Below are 21,697 nucleotides of genomic sequence, written 5' to 3'. Positions count from 1 at the left end.
CCGCTCCCTGGCGCAGCTGCGCCCGGCGCCTAGATAGGCGGCATGACCAAGCCTTCCTTCCAGCCCTGGCTCGACCTTTGGGGCCTAACGCCAGACGGCGATGCGTTCACCACCGAGTACACAGGCAGCTGGCTGCTGCCTGTGCGCCAGGCCGATCGTCCGGCCATCCTCAAGCTCGCGGCCGTGCCGGAGGAAATCGCCGGGGCCGCGTTGATGGAGTGGTGGAACGGGCAGGGCGCGGCCCAGGTCCTGGGCCGTCAGGACGAAGCGCTGTTGCTGGAGCGGGCCGTTGGGCCAAGGTCGCTGGTCGAAATGTCACGGGGCGACCAGGACGACGACGCCACCCGCATCATCTGCGATGCGGTCGCCGTGCTGCATGCGCCGCGGGGCGCGCCGCCGCCCGCCGGCCTCGTCCCCTTGGACGTCTGGTTCGCCGCTCTGGGGCCCGGCGCGGCCAACCACGGGGGCGTCCTGGTCAAGGCGTACGAGACTGCACAGGCGCTGCTGGCGCAGCCGCGCGACGTCGTCCCGCTGCACGGCGACGTGCACCACGCCAACATCCTCGACTTTGGCCCGCGCGGCTGGCTGGCGATCGATCCGAAGGGCGTGCTGGGCGAGCGCGGCTACGACTACGCCAACCCGTTCTGCAATCCCGACACCGCGACCGCGCTTATTCCGGGCCGTCTCGACCGCTATCTCGGCCTGGTGTCCGAACGAGCGGGCATGGATCCGCGCCGCCTGCTGATGTGGATCCTGGCCTACAGCGGCCTGTCGGCCGCCTGGATCCTCGATGACGGCGATCCGGCGCAGTTCGACAGCTCGATCGCCGAACTGGCGGCCGCGCGGCTTTACGCCTAACCGCCGATCCGCCAGCCGACCTCGCGGGCGAAGTCGGTGAAGAACTCCGGTTCGTAGGCGCGTTCGGGATCCTTGCGCACCCACTGGTCCAGGGCGTGGGCGTCGTCGCCGACGAGGATGCGCCAGCGCTCGTCGCGCACGCCGTCGAGGATCACCTTGGCGGCGGCCGCCGCGGTGGTCGGTGCGTCTTCGAGGAAGCTGCGCGCCATCTCGGCCGCCATGGTCCTGATTGCATCGTCGGGGACATTGCTGGCGTCGATGCCCGAGGCGGCCATCCGCGCCCGCGCCAGCGTCAGGTCTTCGGCGGTCAGCTCGTCGGTATCGACGCCGGCCTGGACCTTTCGCGAGTTGGCGATGATCGAGGTGCCGATATGCCCGGGCATCACCACCGAACACTTGATGTGCGGGGCGTTGATCCGCAGGTCGGTGACCAGGGCCTCGGTGAAGCCCTTCACCGCGAACTTCGCGGCCGCATAGGCGGTGTGCGAGGTGTTCGGCCCGATCGTCGCCCAGAAGCCGTTGACGCTGGAGGTGTTGACGATGTGGCCCTCGTCGGCGGCCATCAGCATCGGCAGGAAGGTGCGAACCCCCAGATAGACCCCGCCCCAGCAGACGTTGAAGGTCTTCTCCCAGGCCGCACGGCTGTCGGCGATCATGCTGCCGCCGCCGCCGATGCCGGCGTTGTTGAACAGCAGGTGGATCTTGTCGGTCTGCTGCTGCTCGGCCAGCTCCTCGCGGAACTCGATCAGCGCCGCCTCCAGCGAGACGTCGGCGATGTGGGTGGTGACCTTGGTGCCCTGCGGCTTGCCGTCGGCCTCGATGAGCCGGACGGTTTCGGCCATGGCCTTGGCCGACACGTCGCACATGGCGACATTGCAGCCTTCAGCGGCGAGCTGGCGGGCGAGTTCACGGCCCATGCCGGTTCCGCCGCCGGTGATCACGGCGGTCTTACCTGCGAAATCTTTCACGGCGTCGCCTCCCTGGCGTTGTTTTGGGAGAGCCTAGCGCGCTTTCCGCCCGGTCCGCCAAGCGTTGTCGCTTCAGGCCTTGGCGCCCGCCAGAGCGGTGTTGTCGCCGCGGTGCAGGGGATCTCGCAGCGGCTCGCCGTTGGCGACGAACTCGAGCGAGACCGAATTGATGCAGTAGCGCAGCCGGGTCGGCGGCGGCCCGTCCGGGAACACGTGGCCCTGGTGGCTGTCGCAGCGGGCGCAGCGGGTTTCGATGCGGACCATGCCGTAGCTGACGTCACGTACGCCGACCACGTGGGCCTCGTCGTAGGGGGCGAAGAAGCTGGGCCAGCCGGTGCCGCTTTCGAACTTGGTCTTGGCCTGGAACAGCGGCAGCCCGCAGAGCCGGCAGCAGTAGGCGCCGTCCTCCTTGTTATCGAGCAGGCCGCCGCAGAACGGGGCCTCGGTGCCGTGGTGCAGCAGGACGTCGGCTTCTTCGCGCGAGAGCCCGGCCTCGAGCGCGGCGCGTTCGTCGGCGGTGGGCGGGGACAGGTCGAAACCGGAAGGGGAGGCGGCTGGCGTGCTCATGGAGGTCAATCTAAGGTCGCCAAGCCATCAGCGAAAGTGCGTCGCCAGGAGCCGCCATGATCACCAGCACCACGCCTTATGTGGCCGAACGCGAAATCGCCCGCACGGTGGGAGTCGTCAGCGGCGAGGCGATCATCGGCGCGCACATCTTCCGCGACCTGTTCGCCGGCATCACCAACATCATCGGCGGCCGGGCCGGAGGCTATGAGAAGGCCCTGCGCGAGGCGCGCGACATCGCCCTTCGCGAGATGTGCGACGAGGCTGCCAAGCTGGGGGCCGATGCGGTGGTCGGGGTCGACCTGGACTATGAGGCGCTGGGCGCCGACAACGGCATGCTGATGGTCACCGCCGCCGGCACCGCCGTCAAACTGCGCTAGAGCGGCCTGGAGGGGGCATGAACGGGCAGACTGACTGGGGCGCGCTGCTGCTCTCGGCGGACGGTCGAATCGCGCGTGCGCCGTTCCTGATCGCGGCGGCGACGCTGCTGGGTCTGGCTGCGGTCTACGAGGCCGTGGTGGGCGTCACCCTGCACTGGCTGACGGGGTGGTTCGTCTATCCCGCCTTGATCTATGCGGGGGCCTGCGTGCTCTCCAAGCGGCTGCACGATCGCGGCAAGTCCGGATGGTGGGCGGCGTTGATTCTGTTCGCGCTGGTCGCGGTGTGGCCCCAGCCAGTCGGCTTCTTCGACTTCCTGTTCGGCGTGGCCCTGGTCTGGGCGACGGTCGAGCTGGGCGTCATGGGCAGCGAGATGGGCGCCAACCGCTTCGGGCCCAATCCGCTGCGGCCGGTGAGCGCCTAGAGCGGAGCTGGAACTTCCTCCACTTCGCCGAACACCAGACGGAAACTGGCGCGGAGGGCTTCGTCGGCCTCGTCCATGGTCACCGGCAAGCCCAGATCGACCAGGCTAGTGACTCCGTGCTCGGTCTGGCCGCAGGGAACGATGCCCGAGAAGTGGCCAAGGTCGGGCTCGACGTTCAGCGAAATGCCGTGGAACGACACCCAACGGCGCAGCTTCACTCCGATGGCGGCGATCTTGTCCTCGCGCGTCGGCGCGCCGGGGACTTTGCGTTCCACCCAGACCCCGACCCGGCCGTCGCGAATTTCGCCCTCGACGTTGAAGCGGGCCAGGGCGCCGATCACCCAGGCCTCGAGGCTGGCCACGAAGGCGCGCACGTCACGCCGACGCTTGGTCAGGTCGAGCATCACGTAGGCCACCCGCTGGCCGGGGCCGTGATAGGTGAACTGCCCGCCGCGGCCGCTGGCGAAGACCGGGAATCGATTCGGGTCGAGCAGGTCGCCTTCCTTGGCCGAAACGCCGGCGGTGTAGAGCGGCGGGTGCTCCAACAGCCAGACCAGCTCACCCGCCGTTCCGTCAGCGATGGCCGCCGCGCGCGCTTCCATGGCCGCGACGGCTTCGGGATAGGGAACCGGCGAGCGCGACACCGCCCACTGGGCGGGCAGACCATCGTCGCGACCGAAGATCGGCGCGTCGGGCGAGAGGTTTAACGAGCGGTCAAGCATGTTGGACCCAATGTGGTGAGCAGGCTGGGCGCGTCAAAGCCCCGCCGCGATGTCTCTAGTGTTTCAAAGGCTTTGCGTCTTGGGTCAGGTCAACGAGGTCAACGTCGAAATATCGGTCCTGCTGGGCCGATCGACCCTGCCGATGCAGCAGCTTCTGCGCATGGGCCGCGGCGCCGTGATTCCGCTGGACGCCGGCGTGAACGAGGAAGTCTGGATCCTGGCGAACAACCATCCGGTCGCTCGCGGGGAGATTCAGATCAACGAAGACCGTATCTCGATCGCCGTCACACGTGCGGCAGATGTGTATGACTTCATGGCAGGCGGTCAGTAGGGCTTCACAAAGCTGCGGGGGTTTGCTACCTGCCGCGCCTCACCACGAGCGGTCGTGGCGGAATTGGTAGACGCGCAGCGTTGAGGTCGCTGTGGGGCAACCCGTGGAAGTTCGAGTCTTCTCGACCGCACCAGTGAATCAGGGTCTTCAACAGCGACTGAGCATATCTTCGTCCGACGCCTAGGGAGGTCAGCATGAGCCGCGAAACGGCCGACCTGTCCGAAGCTGGCGACAAGATTGCTCCCGAGCTGGAAGAAGACCTTGAAGACCTCGCCCTAGGCGAGGACTACGCGCTAAATCCCGAATTCGTGGCCATGGTGGTGGACGCCGCCGATCGCGGCGACGCCGAGCGTCTGCGCGAGCTGCTGGGCGCGCTGCACCCGGCCGATGTCGCCGACCTGATGGGATTCCTGTCGGCCGAGTACCGCGACGAGGTGCTGGCTCATCTGGCGCCCGAGGCGCTGGCCGAGATTCTCTCCGAACTCGACACCGAGATTCGCGAAGAGGTGCTGGAGACGGTGTCGCCCGCCACCCTCGCCAAGGTACTGGAGGAGCTCGATTCCGACGACGCGGCCGACGTTGTCGACGACCTGGAGGACGACAAGCGGGTCCAGGTGCTCGCGGCGATGCCCGAGACCGAGCGGACCGCCATCGAGACCTCGCTGTCGTACGAGGACGAGACTGCCGGCCGCATCATGCAGCGCGAGGTCGTCGCCGCCCCGCAGTTCTGGACCGTCGGCCAGACCATCGACCACTTCCGCAAGGAAGCCGACGACCTGCCCGAGCTGTTCTTCGACGTCTATGTCGTGGACCCGAGCTACAAGCCGGTCGGGGCTGCGCCGGTCAGCCACCTGCTGCGCGCGCCGCGCAGCACGCCGCTGGCCCAGCTGATGGAGCCGGTGACGGAAATCCCGGTCGGGATGGACCAGGAAGAGGTCGCCTACATCTTCGACAAGTACCACCTGATTTCGGCCCCGGTGGTGGAGCCGGGCGGGCGGCTGGTCGGCCAGATCACCGTCGACGACATCGTCGGCGTCATCCAGGAAGAGAGCGAGGAGGACATCCTCGCCCTGGCCGGGGTGTCCGACGCCGGCCGGAACGCCGACGTCCTGGACATCATTCGTGCGCGCCTGCCGTGGCTGGCGCTCAACACCGTGACCGCCGCCTTAGCCGCCAGCGTGATCCGCGCCTTCGAGGGCGAGATCGCCAAGCTGGTCACCTTGGCGGTGCTGATGCCGATCGTGGCGTCGCTCGGCGGCAACGCCGGGACCCAGGCTCTCGCCGTCGCCGTGCGCGCGCTGGCCAGCAAGGAGCTGTCCTCGGTCAACGCCTATCGGACGGTTTTCCGCGAGATGGCCGTGGGCCTGGCCAACGGGGCTGCCCTGGCGGCGGTTACCGGTGGGGTGATCTACTTCCTGTTCCGTGACGTGATGCTGAGCGTCACGTTTGGGCTCGCGCTTATCATAAACCTGTTCGTCGCCTCGCTGGCCGGGGTGCTGGCGCCGCTGGTGCTTGAGCGGATGGGCCGCGACCCGGCGGTCTCATCCTCGGTTTTCGTCACTTTCGCGACGGATTTCACAGGCTTCTTCGCGTTCCTGGGCCTTGCTGCGCTGATCCTGCTGTAAAGCGGCCCCTTTCTTGCCCGTTGAGCCCTGGGTGCGTGCGCCCATGTGTCAGGATGGGTCAATCAGGCCATGAAACCGCGTAATCAAGTGTCGAGATCGGCCGTCGAGCTGATCAAGCGCTTCGAAGGCTACCGCCGGAAATCCGCCCAGTTGCCTGATGGCCGCTGGACCATCGGCTATGGCCACACGCTCACCGCCCGCGAAGGGGCGGAAGTCTCGGAACAGGACGCTGAGGCGCTGCTGCTCTACGACCTGATCGCCATTTCCCATTCGATCAACGAGTGGGTCTTCACTCCGCTCAGCCAGAACCAGTTCGACGCCCTCGCGGCGTTCGCCTTCAACATCGGTCTGGAGAACTTCCGCCGTTCCTCGGTGCTGCGGCGGCTCAACGAGGGCGGCCTGATCCAGGCCGCCTGCGCGATGGAGCTGTGGCGCAAGGCCGAGTTCGAGGGCGAGACCATCGTCGTCGATGCTCTGGTCCGTCGGCGCTCGGCGGAAAAGACGCTGTTTCTGACCCCGGTGGACGGCTGGGTTCCCGCGCCGTCGCCGGTGGTTCGACCGAATATCGACCTCGACGCCTCGGGCGTAGTGCCGCGTCAGACGCCGACTGCGCTGAGTGCGCCGATGGTCGGCGCCAAGGCCATCGTCGAACGCGACGAGGCGCACCAGGAGCAGCCGGTCGGCGTGGTGCTGGAGGATGATCAGCAGAGCCCTGCGGCGGCGGCGGCCGCGGCGGTCTCATCGCGCCTGTCCGGCATCTTCAGCGAACCGCTTCACAAGGGTCCGGTCGTCGACCTGCCGCCGCGACTGGTTCTCGAAGAGCCGGAGCCGGCGACCATCGGGGGGTTCCCGCAGCCCCCCGAGCCGGCCTTCGTGCTGACGTCGCCGGGCGAGGAGGAGTTCGCCGCGTCGGAGCCTTACGAGACGCCGAAACTCGAACTGGTGGCGGCCAATGAGTCCGAGCCTGAACCGAACCTGTTCGAGGCGGCGTCCGCCGCGCCGGAGGTCGAGGCTGTGCTGGAGCCTGCGCCGCCAGAGTTTGAGCTGCCGCCGTCGGCCGCGCCTGCGCCGGTCAAGCGGCCGAGCCTCGTCTCCGCCGTCGGTCTGGCGGGGGCGGGCGTGACGCTATTCGGCGGTTGCCTGTTCTGGGCGCTGAACATGCCCCAACCGCAGACGGTCGGGGGGCTGAATCCGGGAACGGTGGTCTGGTTGGCGGGCATCGCCGGCGTCGGCCTGATCGGTGTGGCGGTCTACATGATCCTCGACCGCCTGGGCCGTCCCGATGTCGAACATGTGGACGCGGTTCTCGAGCGCGACGAATAGCCACGGGGCCGTTCCGCCTTAGCCACAACGCGTGCTAACCATGTCACATGAAGCGCGTCGTGACTCTTACGGCAGCCGTGAGCGTCCTGGCGCTCGGCGGCTGCGCCAGCCTGATCGGGCCGAGCTGCCCTGCTGGGCAGGAGCCGATGCGTACGGCGCAGCTCTTCTTCGGACAGAACATCGGCGGCAAACCCGGCGTTTCCGAGGCCGATTTTCGGAAGTTCGTGGACGAGGAGCTGACGCCGCGCTTCCCGAGCGGCCTGACCGTTCTCGAAGGCGGCGGTCAGTGGAAGGGCGATGAGAACAAGCTCATCCGCGAGGCGTCCAAGGTCGTCGTCCTGGTCCTGCCCAACGCCATCGAGGCTAACCTGAAGGTCAATGCCGCGCGCAAGGCCTACAAGGCGCGGTTCAATCAGGAATCCGTGCTGTTGGTGACGCAGCCGGCCTGCGTGGATTTCTAGCTCGGCAGGTTGTCAGCCAGGGCGCGCAGCGCCTGTCCGGTCTCGGCGTCGGCCGGAAAGAAAGTCTCCAGCGTCAATTCAGACAGCGTGACGTCAACCGGCGTGCCAAAGACGGTGGTGGTGCTGAAGAATGACAGCAACCCTGCGGGCGTCTGCAGCCGGAACGGGATGGCGACTCCGCCGAACTCGTCCGACGGCTTGCGCGGCGGCTGGCCGCCCGGGATCGGATAGGCCTTCAACTCGGTCAGCAGCTCGGCGAGTTTCGCATCGGCGGTCAGCTCGACCTCGCGGCGGAGGCGGTCGAGCAAGTGGGCCCGCCATTCGTGCAGGTTGGCGATCCGCGGGGCCAGGCCTTCGGGATGCAGGGTCAGCCGCAGCACGTTCAGTGGCGCGGTCAACAGGTGCGGGGCCGCGCCCGCCATCATCGGCGCGATCATTCGGTTGGCGCTGACCAGATTCCAACCGCGGTCGACGACGAGAGCGGGGTGGGGCTCGTGCCCGGCGAGGATGACGTCAACCGCTCTGCGCGCGGCCGCCAGGGCCGGATCGTCCAGCGACCGCTGCGGGAAGACCGGCGCGAAGCCGGCCGCGACGAGGATCGTGTTCCGCTCCCGCAACGGAATCTCCAGGTGTTCCGCCAGACGCAGCACCATGTCCCGGCTGGGCTGGGCGCGGCCGGTCTCGAGGAAACTGAGGTGGCGAGTAGAGATCTCGGCGTCGAGCGCCAGATCGAGCTGGCTGAGCCGGCGGCGCTGACGCCATTGACGGAGGTGGTCGCCCACCGCGGTTGCTGTCGCGATCATGGGCGCGAGACTAGCTGGACCGCGGCGCGCCCTCCATGACCTTGCAGGTAATGGGCGCGACTTCGGACGCCCAGAAAGACAAAGGGCCGGCTCTCTTGCGAGAACCGGCCCTTCCATTGTCGGACCGCAGTGCGGCCCGCAACTCGGCGCTTACTTGGAGACCTCGTAAGCGGCGACCCGGGTCGCGGCTTCCACACTCGGATGAGGACAATGAGACACTGGGTCACCTCCTTTCAGCTGTTGAACAGGACCTTCAATATGGGACGGATTTTGCGGATCGCAAACCCCTTCGTCGCCGATCAAGCGAGCGTGACGCCGGGCGTGACCAGATCATCGTCGCGGCCGGACCTACGGCGCAGGTCAGTCACCGGCCGTGACAGCTTGTCGAGGGCCTCGATCGTGGCGCGATAGCCCGCCTCGACCGCGGGTTCGAAGGCGGACCAGTCGCGGATCTCCACGCCGGTCAGGTCGGGTGTGATCAGCACGTCGGTGGCTTCGCGCGCCGCGGCCAGATCGCGACCCGACGACACCGTGGCCGCCCGCATGAGCAGCGAGACGATCGGCGGGCCCTTGCGCCACTGACCCGAGCGGATCCACCGCCAGACCGATTCCGGCCGCGCCACGTCGTCGGCGGTGATCGAGCGGCCGCGGCTGACGTCGACGCCGACGATGGGCCCAAGCTGGGTCAGTCGCATGATGTCCGCCGGGAAGTTTTTCATCACCGCTCCGTCCACCAGCACATTGTTGTCGACGGTGGTGGCGGGCGGCAGCACGCCGGGCAGGGAAATGGTCGCGCGCAAAGCCTGGCGCAGCAGTCCGCTCTTGTGAAGCTGATAGGCGCCGGTGGTGAGGTTCGACGATACGCAAAAGAACGGCAGCCAAAGGTCGGCGATCTGGAGGTCGTCGAAGTGCTTGGCCAGGCGCTCGCGCACCTTCTCGCCGCGGGTCATCGCCAGCAGCGGCAGGGCGATGTCGTCCAGCGGGCTGGTGGTGACGAAGGCGTCGCGGATCCGGCGCTCCATCTCCTCGCCGTCCCAGCCGACGGCTAAGCCTGCCCCGACGATCGCCCCCATCGAGACGCCGCCGATGAAGTCTATCGGCACGCCGCGCTCGCGCAGGGCTTTGATCGCGCCGACGTGCGCATAAGCGCGCGCGCCGCCCCCGGAGAGCACCAGTCCGACCGACTGCCCGGTCAGCAGGCGGGCGATCCGCTGCGCGTCATCGCCATTGTCGCGGCGCACATGGAACAGGCGGGCAGGGTGGAGCGCGTCGACCCAGGCCTGCGACCCCTTCGGCGCCTTGCAGGTCTTGGGGTGGACAAGGATCAGGTCGACGAGGCCTTGGCCCTGCAGCGGCTCTCCATGAGCCAGACCCTCGGGCGGCGGCGCGGCGTCCCCGCGAGCGACGCGGAACAGGCGATCGACCTGGCGGCCCACGACCTGGCGCCAGCCGATATCCTCGGCCTCGGCCGCGTAGAGCACGAAGTCGTAGTCGCGCTCGACCTCGGAGAACCACTCGGTCGGGGCGTGCTGGGCTTCGCTGCCGACCACGGTCACCGAGTAGCCGAGACGGCCGACCTCGTGGGCGACCTTGTCGAGCAGCGGGCGGACTGCGACCGGCCCGCCGGTGGCCACGAACCCATAGACAGAGGGCTCTCCGATCGATGTCTTGCTGACGGCTTGCCGGCTGCGCAGGATCATCAGCCGCGCCAGTTCGGTCATCACCGAGGCGTCGGTCTCGGCGGCCGCGAAGAAGGCGTCGCGCGGCAGGGCGAAGATCTCGGAATCGCGAAGCGCGACGACCGTGCCGCTGTGCGGAGCGCCGGTGATCAGCGACATCTCGCCGGCCGGCTCGCCTGGCCGGATCACGCCCAGGAACTGCGGTTCACCGTTCTCTTCCCTGCGAAAGGCGCCCAGGCGCCCGGCGCGCAAGAAATAGAGATGGTCGGCCGGTTCGCCGGCTTGAAACAGAGTCGCCCCGCCGGGGAGCGAGAACCACGTCGCCTCGCCGTGGCCGCGCTCCTCGTAGAAGAGACGGGCCAACGCCGATTCGCTGGGAATATCAGGCAAGCTGACCACGGCGGCAGCCTAGCTTGCGTCGCCCCGGGGGGCTATGGCTTGGCCTGATCCAAAGTTCCGGTCCAGCGTTGTTGAAGGATCCAGGAGACCGCAGCCATGACCAATCCGATCGCCGACCCGCTGGTTGAAATCACCGACACCGACGCCGACTCCCGTCTCGTCGACATCGACGCGACCCTTGAGGGAGTCGCGACGGTCACGCTCAATCGGGCGATCCGCCGCAACGCCTTCAACGCCGAGCTGATCGCCGCTTTGCACGAGGCGTTTGAGACCCTCCAGGGCGCCGAAGGCGTGCGGGTGGTGTTCGTGCGCGGCGCAGGCTCGATGTTCAGCGCCGGGGCGGACCTGGACTGGATGCGCGCGGCCGTCGACCGCACCGAGGCGGATAATCGCGATGACGCGATGCTGCTGGCCCGGATGCTCAAGAGCCTGTGGGACATTCCGGCGCTGACGGTCGCCCTGGTCGAGGGCGGGGCCTATGGCGGCGGCGCCGGCCTGGCGGCGGCCTGCGACATGGCGATCGCCACCGCCGATGCGAAATTCAGCTTCTCGGAGGTGCGGCTCGGGCTGATCGCCGGGACCATCAGCCCCTACGTCGTCAACGCGGTCGGGCCGCGTGCGGCGCGGGCGCTATTCGCCACCGGCAAGGTGTTCGACGCGGCTTACGCCGAGAAGGTCGGCCTGGTGAGCGAAGTTGTCGCCGATGGCGCCCAGTTGACCGAGGCGCGGGACCGGATCGCCCAGGAAATGATGGCTTGCGGTCCGGAAGCGGTCGCGCAGTCCAAGAAGCTGGTCGAGGATGTCGCCTATCGCCCGGTTGAAGACGTGATGGAGGAGACCGCACGGCGCATCGCCCGCGTGCGGGTCAGCCCCGAGGGGCAAGAGGGCGTGCGGGCCTTCCTTGAGAAGCGCAAGCCTAACTGGCTGGTCTAAGGGCCATGGCGCTGAACATGATCAAGCTGGTGGTGGGGTGCGACACCATCGAGGACCTGCTTGCCTGGCACGAGGCGGGCCGGCCCTGGATCATGCACACCCGCCAGACGCCCAAGCGCGCCGCCGAGCTTTTGGACGGCGGATCGCTCTATCGGGTGTTCAAGGGCGTGATCATGTGCCGCCAGACCATCCTGGCGGTCGAGACGGTGGGCGAGGGCGCTGTCGCGCGCTGTCAGGTGACGGTCGATCCTGAGATCGTCAGGGTGGCGCCGACCCCGCGGCGCGCCTTCCAGGGGTGGCGTTATCTCGACGCCAAGGATGCGCCGCCGGATCTGTCCGGCGGCGTCGACGGCGATATTCCGCCCGAGCTGGCGCGTCAGCTGCGCGAAGCCGGAGCTTGGTGAAGCGGCGGTCTCAGACCGCCATGTTGTCGATCAGACGCGTCTTGCCGATCATCGCCGCGGCGAGGACGCGGCCCGGAACCGTCAGCGGACCCGGGCCCGGATGGCTGAGGTCGTCGGCGTTGCGGACCTCGAAGTAGTCGATGCGTTGGAAGCCGGCGCGTTCGAGCGCCGCGACGCCGGTCGCCTCCACCCGCTCGACGCTCTCTCCGGCCTGCAGGCGGCGAACGGCGTCGGCGAGGGCGACGTTCATACGTCCGGCCACCTCGCGTTCGGCCTCGCTGAGATAGGCGTTGCGCGAGGACCGGGCGAGGCCGTCCTCCAGTCGAGAGGTGGGGGCACCGACGATCTCGACCGGGATGTCCAGGTCGCGGACCACGCGCTTGATGACCTGCAGCTGCTGGAAATCCTTTTCGCCGAACACCGCGACGTCCGGCCCACATTGCAGCAGCAGCTTGGAGACCACGGTGGCGACGCCGGCGAAGTGGCCGGGGCGGGCCGCGCCGTCCAGCGGTTCGGTCACGCCGGTGACGTTGACGGTGGTGGAAAAGCCCTGGGGGTACATCTCGCTGACCGTCGGGGCGAACAGCAGGTCGCAGCCGGCGCTGGCCAGCAGTTCGGCGTCTCGCGCCTCGCTGCGCGGATAGGCGTCGAAGTCCTCGTTGGGACCGAACTGGGTCGGGTTGACGAACACGCTGGCGACGACCCGGTCGGCCTTGGTCTTGGCCAGGGCGATCAGCGACAGATGACCTTCATGCAGGGCCCCCATGGTCGGCACGAGAGCGACCCGCTCGCCTGCGCGGCGCCAGGCCGCCACCTGGGCGCGGAGGTCGGCGACGGTGCGGGCGATGGCGATTTGGGGCATGATGTACTCGCAAGTCAGGGTGTGGGGCTTATGGCGCGGTCGGCTGGCGGCGTCCATTCCATCCACAGCCGTAGCTGCGCCTTACGTTGACGCCGCGTCGTGGTGAAGGTTCCTGTTAATCAATGGAATCGGCGCGATGTCGCCGAATCGATTTTGGAGTTGAGAATCGATGTCACAAGCCAAGGTGATCGTCGTCGGGAACGAGAAGGGCGGGGCGGGCAAATCCACCATCGCCATCCACGTGGCGACCGCCCTGCTGCACGGTGGAGCCAAGGTCGCGACCCTGGATCTCGACGTGCGCCAACAGTCTATGGGACATTTCTTCGCCCACCGCCGGGCCTGGCTGGACGCCAACGGCGCGGTGGCCCCGACGCCGCTTGAGTTCCCACTGCCGCCAGAACTCGCCAAGGCGCCGGACGCCGACGCCCTGGCCCAGTTCGAGGAGGCGTTTGGCCGGGCGGCCGAGCAGGCCGACTTCGTGCTGATCGACACCCCCGGCAGCGACACGGCCATCGGGCGTGCGGCGCATGGGCTGGCCGACCTGATCGTCACGCCCATGAACGACAGCTTCGTCGACTTCGACATGCTGGGCGTGGTCGATCCGGTGAGCCTGGAGCTGAAGCGTCCCAGCCTCTATTCGGAGACGGTCTGGAACAGCCGCAAGACGCGGGCGGTGGCGACCGGCAAGTCGATCGACTGGGTGGTGCTGCGCAATCGCCTGGCCCCCACCGAGGCGCGCAACCGCAAACGCCTGGACGAACGCGTTCAGGCGCTGTCGCGCCGGGTCGGTTTCCGCGTCGGACCGGGTCTGCGCGACCGGGTGATCTATCGCGAGCTGTTCCCGTTCGGCCTGACGATCGCCGATCTGTCGCCGACGATCCGTCCGGTGGCGATGTCGCTGCAGCACGTCGCAGCCCGCCAGGAACTGCGGGCGCTGATGGGGGCGCTGGGGCTTTCGGGTCTGGCTGGCGACGAGCTGCTGGCGGCGCAGTAGCCGAGATCAGATGCTCTATCTCGCTCTTGGCTGCGCGGCGCTGTTCCTGATGGTCTGGATCACCCGCGGCAAGCCCATACTGAAGCGACGGGAGTGGCGGTTCCTGGCCGGCGCCCTGGCGATCGCCTGCTTTGCGGCGGCCGCCTATGTCGGCGTGCGCGGCGGGTGGGGCAAGTCCATCGTCCTGGTCGTCATGGGGCTGTGGCTGGCGGTGTCGACGCGGCGGACGGGCATGGCCGTTCCGCCGACCGCAGGGCGCATCAGCGACAGCGAGGCGCGCTCCATCCTGGGCGTGGGCCCCGACGCCACCGAGGCTGAGATCAGGGAAGCCTATGGCCGCCTGATGCGCATGGCCCACCCCGACAAGGGTGGGACCAGCGGCCTGGCCGCGCAGTTGAACGCGGCCAGGGATCGTCTGTTGAAGAAGTAGTCCGTCAGGCCGGCTTGACGACCATGCAGGCCAGGCGCTTGGCCTTCAGGGCCTGGCACGCGTCCTTGGCCGAGGCTTCGGTGTAGCCCGAGAACCGCGCGCGGTAAGAGCCGCCGACCTTGCCGCCGACCTCGCCGTTGGCCGCGCTGAAGTGCTTGCCGAAGCGCTTGGTGACGAGGGCGATCTGTTCCTTGGCGTCGGCCTTGGACTTGAACGCGCCGACCTGGACCGACCACTTGCCGGCGGCCTTCTTGTCGCGCAGGGCGCTCTTCGAGGGTTCGACGATCTTGGTGCGGGCGGCGGCCGATGTCGGGCTGGCTGAGGCCAGAACGATCTTCAGGCCGTCCTGCTCGTTGTCGCCCTGCTCGATGGAGGGGCGCACGATCGGACCCGTGGGCTCCGGCTCGAACAGGTTCTGGGCGACGGTGATCTTCTCGCCGCGATCGCGGCGGGCCATGACGTCGAAGCCGGTCAGGATCAGGTCTTCGGCGTTGTTGTTACGCACGGCGGTGGACGGCGCGCCGAGGACGACAGTGATCAGGCGGCGATTGTCACGCACGGCCGAGACCGCGATGTTGAAGCCCGAGGCGTTGGTGAAGCCGGTCTTGAGGCCATCGACGCCCGGCATGCGGCCCAGCAGGCCGTTGTGGTTGCGCATCGTCACGCCGCGGAACGTGAAGCTCTGCTGGCTGAACAGCTTGTAGTACTGCGGGTAGTCGCGCATCACCGCGCGCGACAGGATCGCGATGTCGCGCGCCGTGGAGACTTGGCGGCTGTCGGGCAGGCCCGAGGCGTTGACGAAGCGGGTGTTCTGCATGCCGAGCTCTTCGGCGCGCAGGGTCATCATCGCGGCGAAGCGAGCTTCCGAACCGCCCAGCTTTTCAGCGAGGGCCACGGCGATGTCGTTGGCCGACTTGATCGCCAGCGCTTGCATCGCCTGTTCGACGGTCAGGGTCTCGCCGGGGCGCAGGCCGAGCTTGGTCGGCGCCTGGGCGGCGGCGCGGGGCGAGATCACCACCGGGTCGTCGAGATGAATGCGTCCGGCGGCCAGCGCCTCGAACGCCAGGTACAGCGTCATCACTTTCGTGATCGAGGCGGGATACCGAGGGCTGTCCGCGCGTTTGGCGTACATGACCTCGCCGGTCTTCGCATCGACCACGATGGCCGCGTACTTGGGTTGGCTGGCGGGCAACTGAAGGTAGGGAACCTGGGCCTGTGCGGTCGAGGCCACCGGCGCGACCGCGGTCGCGGCGGCGAGGGCAAGAGACGCAATCAGGCGGCGGGCACGCTCGAACATGCGGTTCGTCCGTCGATACAAAGGGTTAAGCGGCCCCCAGGCCACTCCGGATGAGTCCTAGCATGCCAGCCGTAGCCTTGCGCGATGGTAAACAGGACTTGAACGGGCCCATTTGTCGCGCCTGACGCGATCAACACTTGCGTGAACGTCCGGCGCCTAGCGATCGGGCAGGCGATTGTGCACTGCACAAAAATCGCTTGACTGCTGCACTGCAACATGGGAAACGACGGGCAAGTTCAAGGCAAGTCCCCCGTCCACGTTTGCGTCGCGGTATCACCGCCCCATCCCGACCCCAGGAGCCCGCCCCATGGCCGCCGCTGAGACCGTCAAGAACACCGTCGAACAGTTCACCACCGCCGGCAACGTCGCCTTCAAGGACGCTGTCGAGAAGTCGCTCGCTCAACTGAACGAGATGAACACCCACTCGAAGAAGAACCTGGAAGCCGTCATCGCCTCGGTGACCGCCTCGACCAAGGGCGCCGAAGCCCTGGGCGCCCAGGCCATGTCCTATTCCAAGAAGGCCGTGGAAAATCACGTCGCCGCCGCCAAGTCGCTCTCGGGCGCCAAGTCGGTGCAGGAAGTGATCGAACTTCAGACCACCTACGCCAAGTCGGCCCTCGACGCCTACATCGCCGAAGTTTCGAAGATGTCGGACATCGTGTCGTCGTCGGTGAAGGATGCGGTCAAGCCGCTCAACGAGCGCGTCACCGCCGCCGTCGAGCGCCTGCAGGCCGCTCGCTAAGAGCTCCCAGTCGCCCCGTTTCCGCGGGGTGTCCGAACGAAAAGGCCCGCGCCAGCCCAGGCGCGGGCCTTTTCTCTTTTCGGCTCCAGAACGCAGCGCTAGACCTTCGGCATGTCGAAGGTCGAAGAACGCCTGTCTGCGCTCGGGCTCAGCCTGCCGCAGCCCAATCCGCCGGTCGCCAACTATGTGCCCTTCGTCAGGGCGGGCGATCTCGTCCATATCTCGGGTCAGGTCTCGCTCGACGCTGGCGGCGGGATTCGCGGCACGGTCGGCGAGGAGATCGACTTGGAGACCGCCAAGGCGGCGGCCCGCCTGTGCGGAATCAATCTGATCGCTCAGATGAAGGCGGCCTGCGAGGGCGACCTCGACCGCGTGGTCCGGGTGATCAAGCTGGGCGGCTTCGTTCAAGCCGGTGCGAGCTTCCTGGAGATCCCGCAAGTCGTGAACGGCGCCTCGGACCTGATGGTCGAGGCCTTCGGCGAGGCCGGCAAGCACGCGCGCTCGGCGGTGGGCGTCTATCGCCTGCCGCTCGGCTTCTCGGTCGAGGTCGACGCCGTGGTGCAGGTTCGGTGAGCCACCCGTTCGGCGAGGCCTGGGATCTACTGTTCCACCCGCCGGTGGCGCATCGGGGCCTGTGGACCCGCGGCGGGGCGCCGGAGAACTCGCTGGCCGCGTTCCAGGCGGCTTGCGAGGCCGGCTATGGCGTCGAGCTCGACGTCCACCTGTCGTCGGACGGGGAGGCGATGGTCTTCCACGACGATGACCTGAAGCGGATGACCGGGGTCGAGGGCAAGCTGCGAGACCGAACGGCCGCCGACCTGGCCGAGCTGCGGCTGGCGGGCACCGACGAAGCGATCCCGACGCTGCGCGAGACCCTGGCCCTGATCGGCCGCCGGGCCATGGTGCACATCGAGCTGAAGACGGCCTATGGCGAGGTCGGCCCGCTGGAGCAGCGCGTCCACGAGTTGCTGATTGACCATGCCGGACCGACCTGCGTCATCGGCTTCAATCCGTACTCGCACGCCTGGTTCGCCGATCGTTTTCCGGGGGTTCTGCGCGGCCTGGACAGTTACGACTACAAGCAGGCGCCGAGCATGAACGAGGCGCAGCGCGAATCTTTCGGCCGGCTCGAGCACGTTGCCATCGCTCGTCCGCACTTCCTGGCGCTGCACATCGGCATGCTGCCGGACGAGCGGGCCGCGAAGTTCCGCGACGAGGGGATGCCGGTGGTGGCCTGGACGGTGCGCGAGCCGGGTCAGTGGGACGCGGTGAAGGACTACTGCGACAACCTGATCTTCGAGGGTTTCGAGGCGTGAAGCTCAAGCCGGCGGTGCAGATCAGCCGCCGAATCGCCGAGATCGGGCGCGAGGCGTGGGACGCCTGTGCGGGTCACCCCGATCATCGCGGCAATCCGTTCGTGGCCTATGACTTTCTGGATATCGCCGAGGCGGCCGGTTGCGCCGTCGAGCGCACCGGCTGGGGGCCGCAGCACTTGGCGGTCGAGGACGAGGCCGGCCAGGTGGCCGCGGTCATGCCGCTCTACCTGAAATCCCACAGTCAGGGCGAATACGTCTTCGACCACGCCTGGGCCGACGCCTATGAGCGGGCAGGCGGGCAGTACTATCCCAAGCTGATCTCCGCCTCGCCGTTCAGTCCGGTGACTGGGCCGCGCCTGCTGGTGCGGCCGGACGTCGACCTGGAGGAGGCGCGCCGCATCTTGCTGGGCGGCGCCCTAGCTGTGTGCGAGCAGTACGAGGTCTCGTCCCTGCACGTGAACTTCCCGACGCAGGCCGAGTGGGACTGGCTGGGCGAGCGCGGGCTGCTGCAGCGGCAGGGCCAGCAGTATCACTGGCTGAACCAGGGCTACGCCAGCTTCGAAGGGTTCCTTGAGGCGCTGTCGTCAGGGCGGCGCAAGACCATCCGCCGCGAGCGCCGTGACGCCCAGGCCGAAGTCGAGATCGTGGCGCTGACCGGCGCGGAGATCACCGAGGATCACTGGGACGCGTTCTTTGGCTTCTACATGGACACCGGCTCGCGCAAGTGGGGCCGGCCCTACCTCAACCGACTGTTCTTTTCGCTGCTGGGCGAGCGGATGGCGGACAGGGTGTTGCTGGTCATGGCGAGCCGAGGCGGGCGTTGGATCGCCGGGGCGCTGAATTTGATCGGCGACGATTGCCTCTATGGCCGCAACTGGGGCTGCGTCGAGGACGTGCCGTTCCTGCACTTCGAGCTCTGCTACTATCAGGCGATCGAGTGGGCGATCGACAAGGGCCTGGCGCGCGTCGAGGCCGGGGCGCAGGGGCAGCACAAGATCGCCCGCGGTTATCTGCCGGCGCCGGTGTTCTCGGCCCACCACATCGCCGACCCGCGGCTGCGTGCGCCGGTCGACGACTTCCTGCGCCGCGAGCGCGAGGCGGTGAACGGCGAGATGGAATGGCTGGCGGAAGAGTACTCGCCCTTCCGTCAGGACTGATCGGGGTCAGATCTTCCGATCCTGCCAATAGGCGTCGCGCAGCAGCCGCTTGTACAGCTTGCCGGTCGGCAGGCGTGGCATCTCCTCGATGAAGTCGATGGAGCGCGGGGCCATGTAGTGCGCCAGGCGTTCGCGGGCATAGGTCATCAGCTCCGCGGCCAGTTCGTCGCTGGGCGTCTGGCCTGGAGCAGGTTCGATCACGGCCTTCACCGCTTCGCCCATCTCGGTGTCCGGCACGCCGAACACGGCCACGTCGGCGACCTTGGGATGGGTGACCAGGGCGTCCTCGATCGCCTGCGGATAGATGTTCACCCCGCCCGAGATGATCATGAAGGCCTTGCGGTCGGTCAGGTAGAGATAGCCGTCCTGATCGAGGTGGCCGACGTCGCCGAGGGCGTTCCAGTTGGGGTGGTCGGGATGGCGGGCCGAGGCCGTCTTGGCCGGGTCGTTGTGGTATTCAAAGGTCGGCGCCTCGCGCTCGAAGTAGACGAGGCCGGTTTCGCCGATCGGCAGTTCGTTGCCGTCTTCGTCGCAGATGTGCAGCACGCCCAGCGCCGCGCGGCCGACCGACCCGGGATGCTCCAGCCAGTCTTCGCTGGTGATGAAGGTCGAGCCCGAGGCTTCGGTGCCAGCGTAGTACTCATAGAGGATCGGCCCCCACCACTCGATCATCTGGCGCTTGACCTCAATCGGGCAGGGCGCAGCGGCGTGGACGGCCACCTGGTGGCTGGAGAGGTCGTGACGGGTCCGAATTTCCGGCGGCAGCTTCAGCATGCGCACGAACATGGTGGGCACCCACTGGCTGTGGGTGACGCGGTGCTTCTCGATCAGTTGCAGCGCTTGCTCGGGATCGAAGCGCTCCATCATCACGACCGTGCCGCCGAAGGACTGCACCGTCAGCACATAGGCCAGCGGCGCCGCGTGATAGAGCGGGGCCGGCGACAGGTAGACGCTGTCCGCCGTCAGTCCATATCGGTTGGATGCCTGGCGGGTGTCGAACCCTTCGGCCGGCGTGATCTCGGGCAGGGGCCGCAGGATGCCCTTCGGGCGTCCGGTGGTGCCCGAGGAGTAGAGCATGGAGTCGCCCATCCACTCGTGCGCCAGCGGCTCGGGCGAGCCCGACGCCACGGCTTCCTCATAGGAGGCCCAGCCCGGAATGACGCCTCCCACCATGAGCCGGATCGGGCAATTCGGGATCAGCTCGGCGAGCTCAACCGCGGTCTCGCGCTTGGCGTAGGAGGTGACCAGGGCCTTGGCCCCGCAGTCGTTGGCGATGTAGGCCGCCTCGTCCGGCGGCAGGTAGCGGTTGATCGTCGTGACATAGAGCCCCGATCGGAACGCCGCCCAGACTGGCTCCATGAACGCGAGGTTGTTCTCCATCAGCACCGCGATGTGGTCCCCGCGGCGCAGTCCCTGTGCGTGGAGGAACTGGGCGAAACGGTTCGAGCGCTCATTCAGTTCGGCGAAGGTCATCGCCTGGCCGGTGTCGGCGGAAATCATGGCTGGCTTGTCGGGCGTCAGCCGCGCGTGATCGGCGAGATACATCGCTTCCCTCCCTCCGCGGCCTTTGCTGGCCGTCTGTGGGAGCACGTTATCGCAAGGCGAGGGGGCGTAAACCCGTTGAGGGCATGTTCCGTCCTCCAGGGCAATGCGCTACCACCGTGCGACGAGTTTGGAGGAGCGCCCCATGAGCCTGGACGGGACCTACGAGGACGGCAACATCTTCGCCAAGATTTTGCGCGGCGAGGCGCCGGCGGCAAAGGTCTTTGAGGACGGCGAAATCCTTGCCTTCATGGACGTGTTTCCGCAGTCCCGGGGCCACACCCTGGTGATCCCCAAGCACTCCCAGGCGCGCAACCTCCTGGAGGTGGAGGCCGATGTGCTGGGGCCGTTGATGCTCGGCGTGCAGCGCATCACCCGGGCGGTGCGCTCGGCGCTGAATCCGGACGGCATCATGGTCGCCCAGTACAACGGCGCGCCTGCGGGCCAGACCATCTACCACCTGCATTTCCACATCATCCCGCGCTGGGCGGGCGTCGAGCTCGGACGTCACGGCGCGGGCGGAATGGCCGATCCTGCCGAACTGAAAGCGCTGGCCGAGCAGATCGCGGCGAAGATCGCCTAGGCCTCGAAGGCGAACTGGACGCAAAGAAAAACCCCGGAGCCGAAGCTCCGGGGTTTCGCATTTCAGGATTTGGAGCGGGCCTAGTCGGCCAGTTCCGTCGCGGCGTCCTCGGCGGGATCCTCGATGATCGGGGCGCCCGGTTCGCGGTCGTCGCCTTCGATCTCGAAGCCCAGCTTGCTGTCCTTGAGCACCACCTTGACGTGGCCGCCCTTGACCAGCTTGCCGAACAGGATCTCGTCGGCCAGCGGCTTCTTGATGTGCTCCTGGATGACCCGGGCCAGCGGCCGGGCGCCGTAGAGCTCGTCGAAGCCGTTCTTGGCCAGCCAGTCGGCAGCTTCCTCGGTCGTCTCGATGGTGACGTGACGATCGGCGAGCTGAGCTTCCAGCTGCATGACGAACTTCTGCACGACCTGGCGGATGATCTCCTGGGTCAGCGCCTTGAACTGGACCACCGCATCCAGACGGTTGCGGAACTCCGGCGTGAACAGCCGCTTCAGGGCCTCATCGACCTCGTCGTCCTGCTTGCCGCGGCCAAAGCCGATAGCGTTGCGCTGGGCGTCCGAGGCGCCGGCGTTGGTGGTCATGATCAGGACCACGTTCCGGAAGTCGACCTTCTTGCCGTTGGCGTCGGTCAGGACGCCATGGTCCATGACCTGCAGCAGGATGTTGAAGACGTCCGGGTGAGCCTTCTCGATTTCGTCCAGCAGCACGACCGCGTGCGGATGCTGATCGACGGCGTCGGTCAGCAGGCCGCCCTGGTCGAAGCCGACATAGCCGGGAGGCGCGCCGATCAGTCGGCTGACCGTGTGGCGCTCCATGTACTCCGACATGTCGAAGCGCAGGAGCTCGATGCCCATGGTCGAGGCCAGCTGGCGGGCGGTCTCGGTCTTGCCGGTGCCGGT

25 protein-coding genes and 1 tRNA gene are annotated in these 21,697 nt (G+C 67.6%); 17 read left to right on the top strand and 9 right to left on the bottom strand.

Annotation, left to right across the window (positions count from 1 at the left end; genetic code table 11):
• Window positions 1–42: 42 nt before the first annotated feature.
• Complete coding sequence (locus C0481_RS21460) at window positions 43–858, top strand: aminoglycoside phosphotransferase family protein (RefSeq protein WP_293407772.1); 816 nt, start codon at window positions 43–45, stop codon at window positions 856–858.
• On the opposite strand, the gene C0481_RS21455 is transcribed toward C0481_RS21460, so the two are convergent.
• Window positions 855–1,826, bottom strand: a complete 972-nt coding sequence (locus tag C0481_RS21455) for an SDR family NAD(P)-dependent oxidoreductase (protein WP_293407771.1) — start codon at window positions 1,824–1,826, stop codon at window positions 855–857. The two genes, C0481_RS21460 and C0481_RS21455, sit on opposite strands and share 4 nt — an antisense overlap.
• A gap of 72 nt (window positions 1,827–1,898) precedes the next feature.
• Window positions 1,899–2,393, bottom strand: coding sequence for a peptide-methionine (R)-S-oxide reductase MsrB (msrB, locus tag C0481_RS21450; protein WP_293407770.1), 495 nt, complete (start codon window positions 2,391–2,393; stop codon window positions 1,899–1,901).
• Between the two features lie 56 nt (window positions 2,394–2,449).
• Here msrB and C0481_RS21445 point away from each other — a divergent pair, with 56 nt between their 5' ends.
• Both C0481_RS21445 and C0481_RS21440 read left to right on the top strand, forming a co-directional pair.
• Window positions 2,450–2,770 (top strand): heavy metal-binding domain-containing protein, encoded by a 321-nt coding sequence (locus C0481_RS21445; RefSeq protein WP_267231822.1) that lies wholly within the window; start codon window positions 2,450–2,452, stop codon window positions 2,768–2,770.
• A 17-nt stretch (window positions 2,771–2,787) separates the two neighbouring features.
• The gene (locus tag C0481_RS21440; protein ID WP_293407769.1) at window positions 2,788–3,192 is read left to right on the top strand and encodes a DUF805 domain-containing protein; all 405 of its coding nucleotides are present in this window, start codon (window positions 2,788–2,790) and stop codon (window positions 3,190–3,192) included.
• Here C0481_RS21440 and lipB read toward each other — a convergent pair.
• Window positions 3,189–3,914 carry a lipoyl(octanoyl) transferase LipB gene (gene lipB, locus C0481_RS21435; protein ID WP_293407768.1) on the bottom strand — a complete coding sequence of 242 codons (726 nt, stop codon included), beginning with the start codon at window positions 3,912–3,914 and terminating at the stop codon, window positions 3,189–3,191. The two genes, C0481_RS21440 and lipB, sit on opposite strands and share 4 nt — an antisense overlap.
• 79 nt (window positions 3,915–3,993) lie before the next feature.
• Between lipB and C0481_RS21430 the strand changes: the two genes are divergently transcribed.
• From C0481_RS21430 to C0481_RS21410, 5 genes are all read left to right on the top strand, one after another.
• Window positions 3,994–4,245: a FliM/FliN family flagellar motor switch protein gene (locus C0481_RS21430; protein ID WP_246370454.1), complete on the top strand. Its 252-nt coding sequence runs from the start codon at window positions 3,994–3,996 to the stop codon at window positions 4,243–4,245.
• Window positions 4,246–4,293: 48 nt separating this feature from the next.
• A tRNA-Leu gene (locus C0481_RS21425) sits at window positions 4,294–4,378 on the top strand.
• A gap of 61 nt (window positions 4,379–4,439) precedes the next feature.
• A complete protein-coding gene (gene mgtE / locus C0481_RS21420; protein WP_293407767.1) occupies window positions 4,440–5,870 on the top strand; it encodes a magnesium transporter in 1,431 nt (476 codons plus the stop codon).
• An 87-nt stretch (window positions 5,871–5,957) separates the two neighbouring features.
• Window positions 5,958–7,193: a glycoside hydrolase family protein gene (locus C0481_RS21415; RefSeq protein ID WP_293407766.1), complete on the top strand. Its 1,236-nt coding sequence runs from the start codon at window positions 5,958–5,960 to the stop codon at window positions 7,191–7,193.
• Between the two features lie 59 nt (window positions 7,194–7,252).
• Window positions 7,253–7,654, top strand: coding sequence for a DUF3574 domain-containing protein (locus C0481_RS21410; RefSeq protein ID WP_293407764.1), 402 nt, complete (start codon window positions 7,253–7,255; stop codon window positions 7,652–7,654).
• Here the strand turns inward: C0481_RS21410 and C0481_RS21405 are convergent.
• Together C0481_RS21405 and C0481_RS21400 are read right to left on the bottom strand one after the other, a co-directional pair.
• Entirely contained in the window at window positions 7,651–8,457 is an 807-nt protein-coding gene (locus tag C0481_RS21405; protein WP_293407763.1) for a helix-turn-helix transcriptional regulator, read from the bottom strand. The genes C0481_RS21410 and C0481_RS21405 overlap by 4 nt on opposite strands.
• A gap of 299 nt (window positions 8,458–8,756) precedes the next feature.
• Window positions 8,757–10,535: a patatin-like phospholipase family protein gene (locus C0481_RS21400; RefSeq protein WP_293407762.1), complete on the bottom strand. Its 1,779-nt coding sequence runs from the start codon at window positions 10,533–10,535 to the stop codon at window positions 8,757–8,759.
• A gap of 96 nt (window positions 10,536–10,631) precedes the next feature.
• On the opposite strand from C0481_RS21400, the gene C0481_RS21395 reads away from it, so the two are divergent.
• Window positions 10,632–11,468, top strand: coding sequence for an enoyl-CoA hydratase-related protein (locus tag C0481_RS21395; protein ID WP_293407761.1), 837 nt, complete (start codon window positions 10,632–10,634; stop codon window positions 11,466–11,468).
• Window positions 11,469–11,473: 5 nt separating this feature from the next.
• Entirely contained in the window at window positions 11,474–11,872 is a 399-nt protein-coding gene (locus C0481_RS21390; protein WP_293407760.1) for a DUF1489 domain-containing protein, read from the top strand.
• Between the two features lie 10 nt (window positions 11,873–11,882).
• Here C0481_RS21390 and panC read toward each other — a convergent pair whose 3' ends face one another.
• Entirely contained in the window at window positions 11,883–12,734 is an 852-nt protein-coding gene (gene panC, locus C0481_RS21385; protein WP_293407759.1) for a pantoate--beta-alanine ligase, read from the bottom strand.
• A 169-nt stretch (window positions 12,735–12,903) separates the two neighbouring features.
• On the opposite strand from panC, the gene C0481_RS21380 reads away from it, so the two are divergent.
• Window positions 12,904–13,728 carry a division plane positioning ATPase MipZ gene (locus tag C0481_RS21380; protein WP_293407757.1) on the top strand — a complete coding sequence of 275 codons (825 nt, stop codon included), beginning with the start codon at window positions 12,904–12,906 and terminating at the stop codon, window positions 13,726–13,728.
• A gap of 10 nt (window positions 13,729–13,738) precedes the next feature.
• Window positions 13,739–14,158, top strand: a complete 420-nt coding sequence (locus C0481_RS21375) for a DnaJ domain-containing protein (RefSeq protein WP_293407755.1) — start codon at window positions 13,739–13,741, stop codon at window positions 14,156–14,158.
• A gap of 4 nt (window positions 14,159–14,162) precedes the next feature.
• Here the strand turns inward: C0481_RS21375 and C0481_RS21370 are convergent, their stop codons facing one another.
• Window positions 14,163–15,455: a D-alanyl-D-alanine carboxypeptidase gene (locus C0481_RS21370; RefSeq protein ID WP_293407754.1), complete on the bottom strand. Its 1,293-nt coding sequence runs from the start codon at window positions 15,453–15,455 to the stop codon at window positions 14,163–14,165.
• 307 nt (window positions 15,456–15,762) lie between these two features.
• Here C0481_RS21370 and phaP point away from each other — a divergent pair, with 307 nt between their 5' ends.
• From phaP to C0481_RS21350, 4 genes are all read left to right on the top strand, one after another.
• Window positions 15,763–16,197, top strand: coding sequence for a TIGR01841 family phasin (gene phaP, locus C0481_RS21365; protein WP_293407753.1), 435 nt, complete (start codon window positions 15,763–15,765; stop codon window positions 16,195–16,197).
• A gap of 111 nt (window positions 16,198–16,308) precedes the next feature.
• Window positions 16,309–16,770 carry a RidA family protein gene (locus C0481_RS21360; RefSeq protein WP_293407751.1) on the top strand — a complete coding sequence of 154 codons (462 nt, stop codon included), beginning with the start codon at window positions 16,309–16,311 and terminating at the stop codon, window positions 16,768–16,770.
• Window positions 16,767–17,513, top strand: a complete 747-nt coding sequence (locus C0481_RS21355) for a glycerophosphodiester phosphodiesterase family protein (protein WP_293407749.1) — start codon at window positions 16,767–16,769, stop codon at window positions 17,511–17,513. Before C0481_RS21360 ends, C0481_RS21355 begins: the two co-directional genes overlap by 4 nt.
• Window positions 17,510–18,670 (top strand): GNAT family N-acetyltransferase, encoded by a 1,161-nt coding sequence (locus C0481_RS21350; protein WP_293407747.1) that lies wholly within the window; start codon window positions 17,510–17,512, stop codon window positions 18,668–18,670. Before C0481_RS21355 ends, C0481_RS21350 begins: the two co-directional genes overlap by 4 nt.
• Before the next feature lie 6 nt (window positions 18,671–18,676).
• Here the strand turns inward: C0481_RS21350 and C0481_RS21345 are convergent, their stop codons facing one another.
• Entirely contained in the window at window positions 18,677–20,215 is a 1,539-nt protein-coding gene (locus C0481_RS21345) for an acyl-CoA synthetase (protein WP_293407745.1), read from the bottom strand.
• Window positions 20,216–20,357: 142 nt separating this feature from the next.
• Here C0481_RS21345 and C0481_RS21340 point away from each other — a divergent pair, with 142 nt between their 5' ends.
• Window positions 20,358–20,795, top strand: a complete 438-nt coding sequence (locus C0481_RS21340) for an HIT family protein (RefSeq protein WP_293407743.1) — start codon at window positions 20,358–20,360, stop codon at window positions 20,793–20,795.
• An 80-nt stretch (window positions 20,796–20,875) separates the two neighbouring features.
• Here C0481_RS21340 and C0481_RS21335 read toward each other — a convergent pair.
• Window positions 20,876–21,697, bottom strand: an 822-nt coding sequence (locus tag C0481_RS21335; RefSeq protein ID WP_293407741.1) for an AAA family ATPase, incomplete at its 5' end; no start/stop codon positions are given.

The organism is Phenylobacterium sp. (assembly GCF_013822795.1).
Classification (GTDB): Bacteria; Pseudomonadota; Alphaproteobacteria; order Caulobacterales; family Caulobacteraceae; genus Phenylobacterium.
The sequence above is the reverse complement of the archived record's forward strand: the minus strand, read 5'-3'. Positions and strand labels throughout refer to the sequence as shown.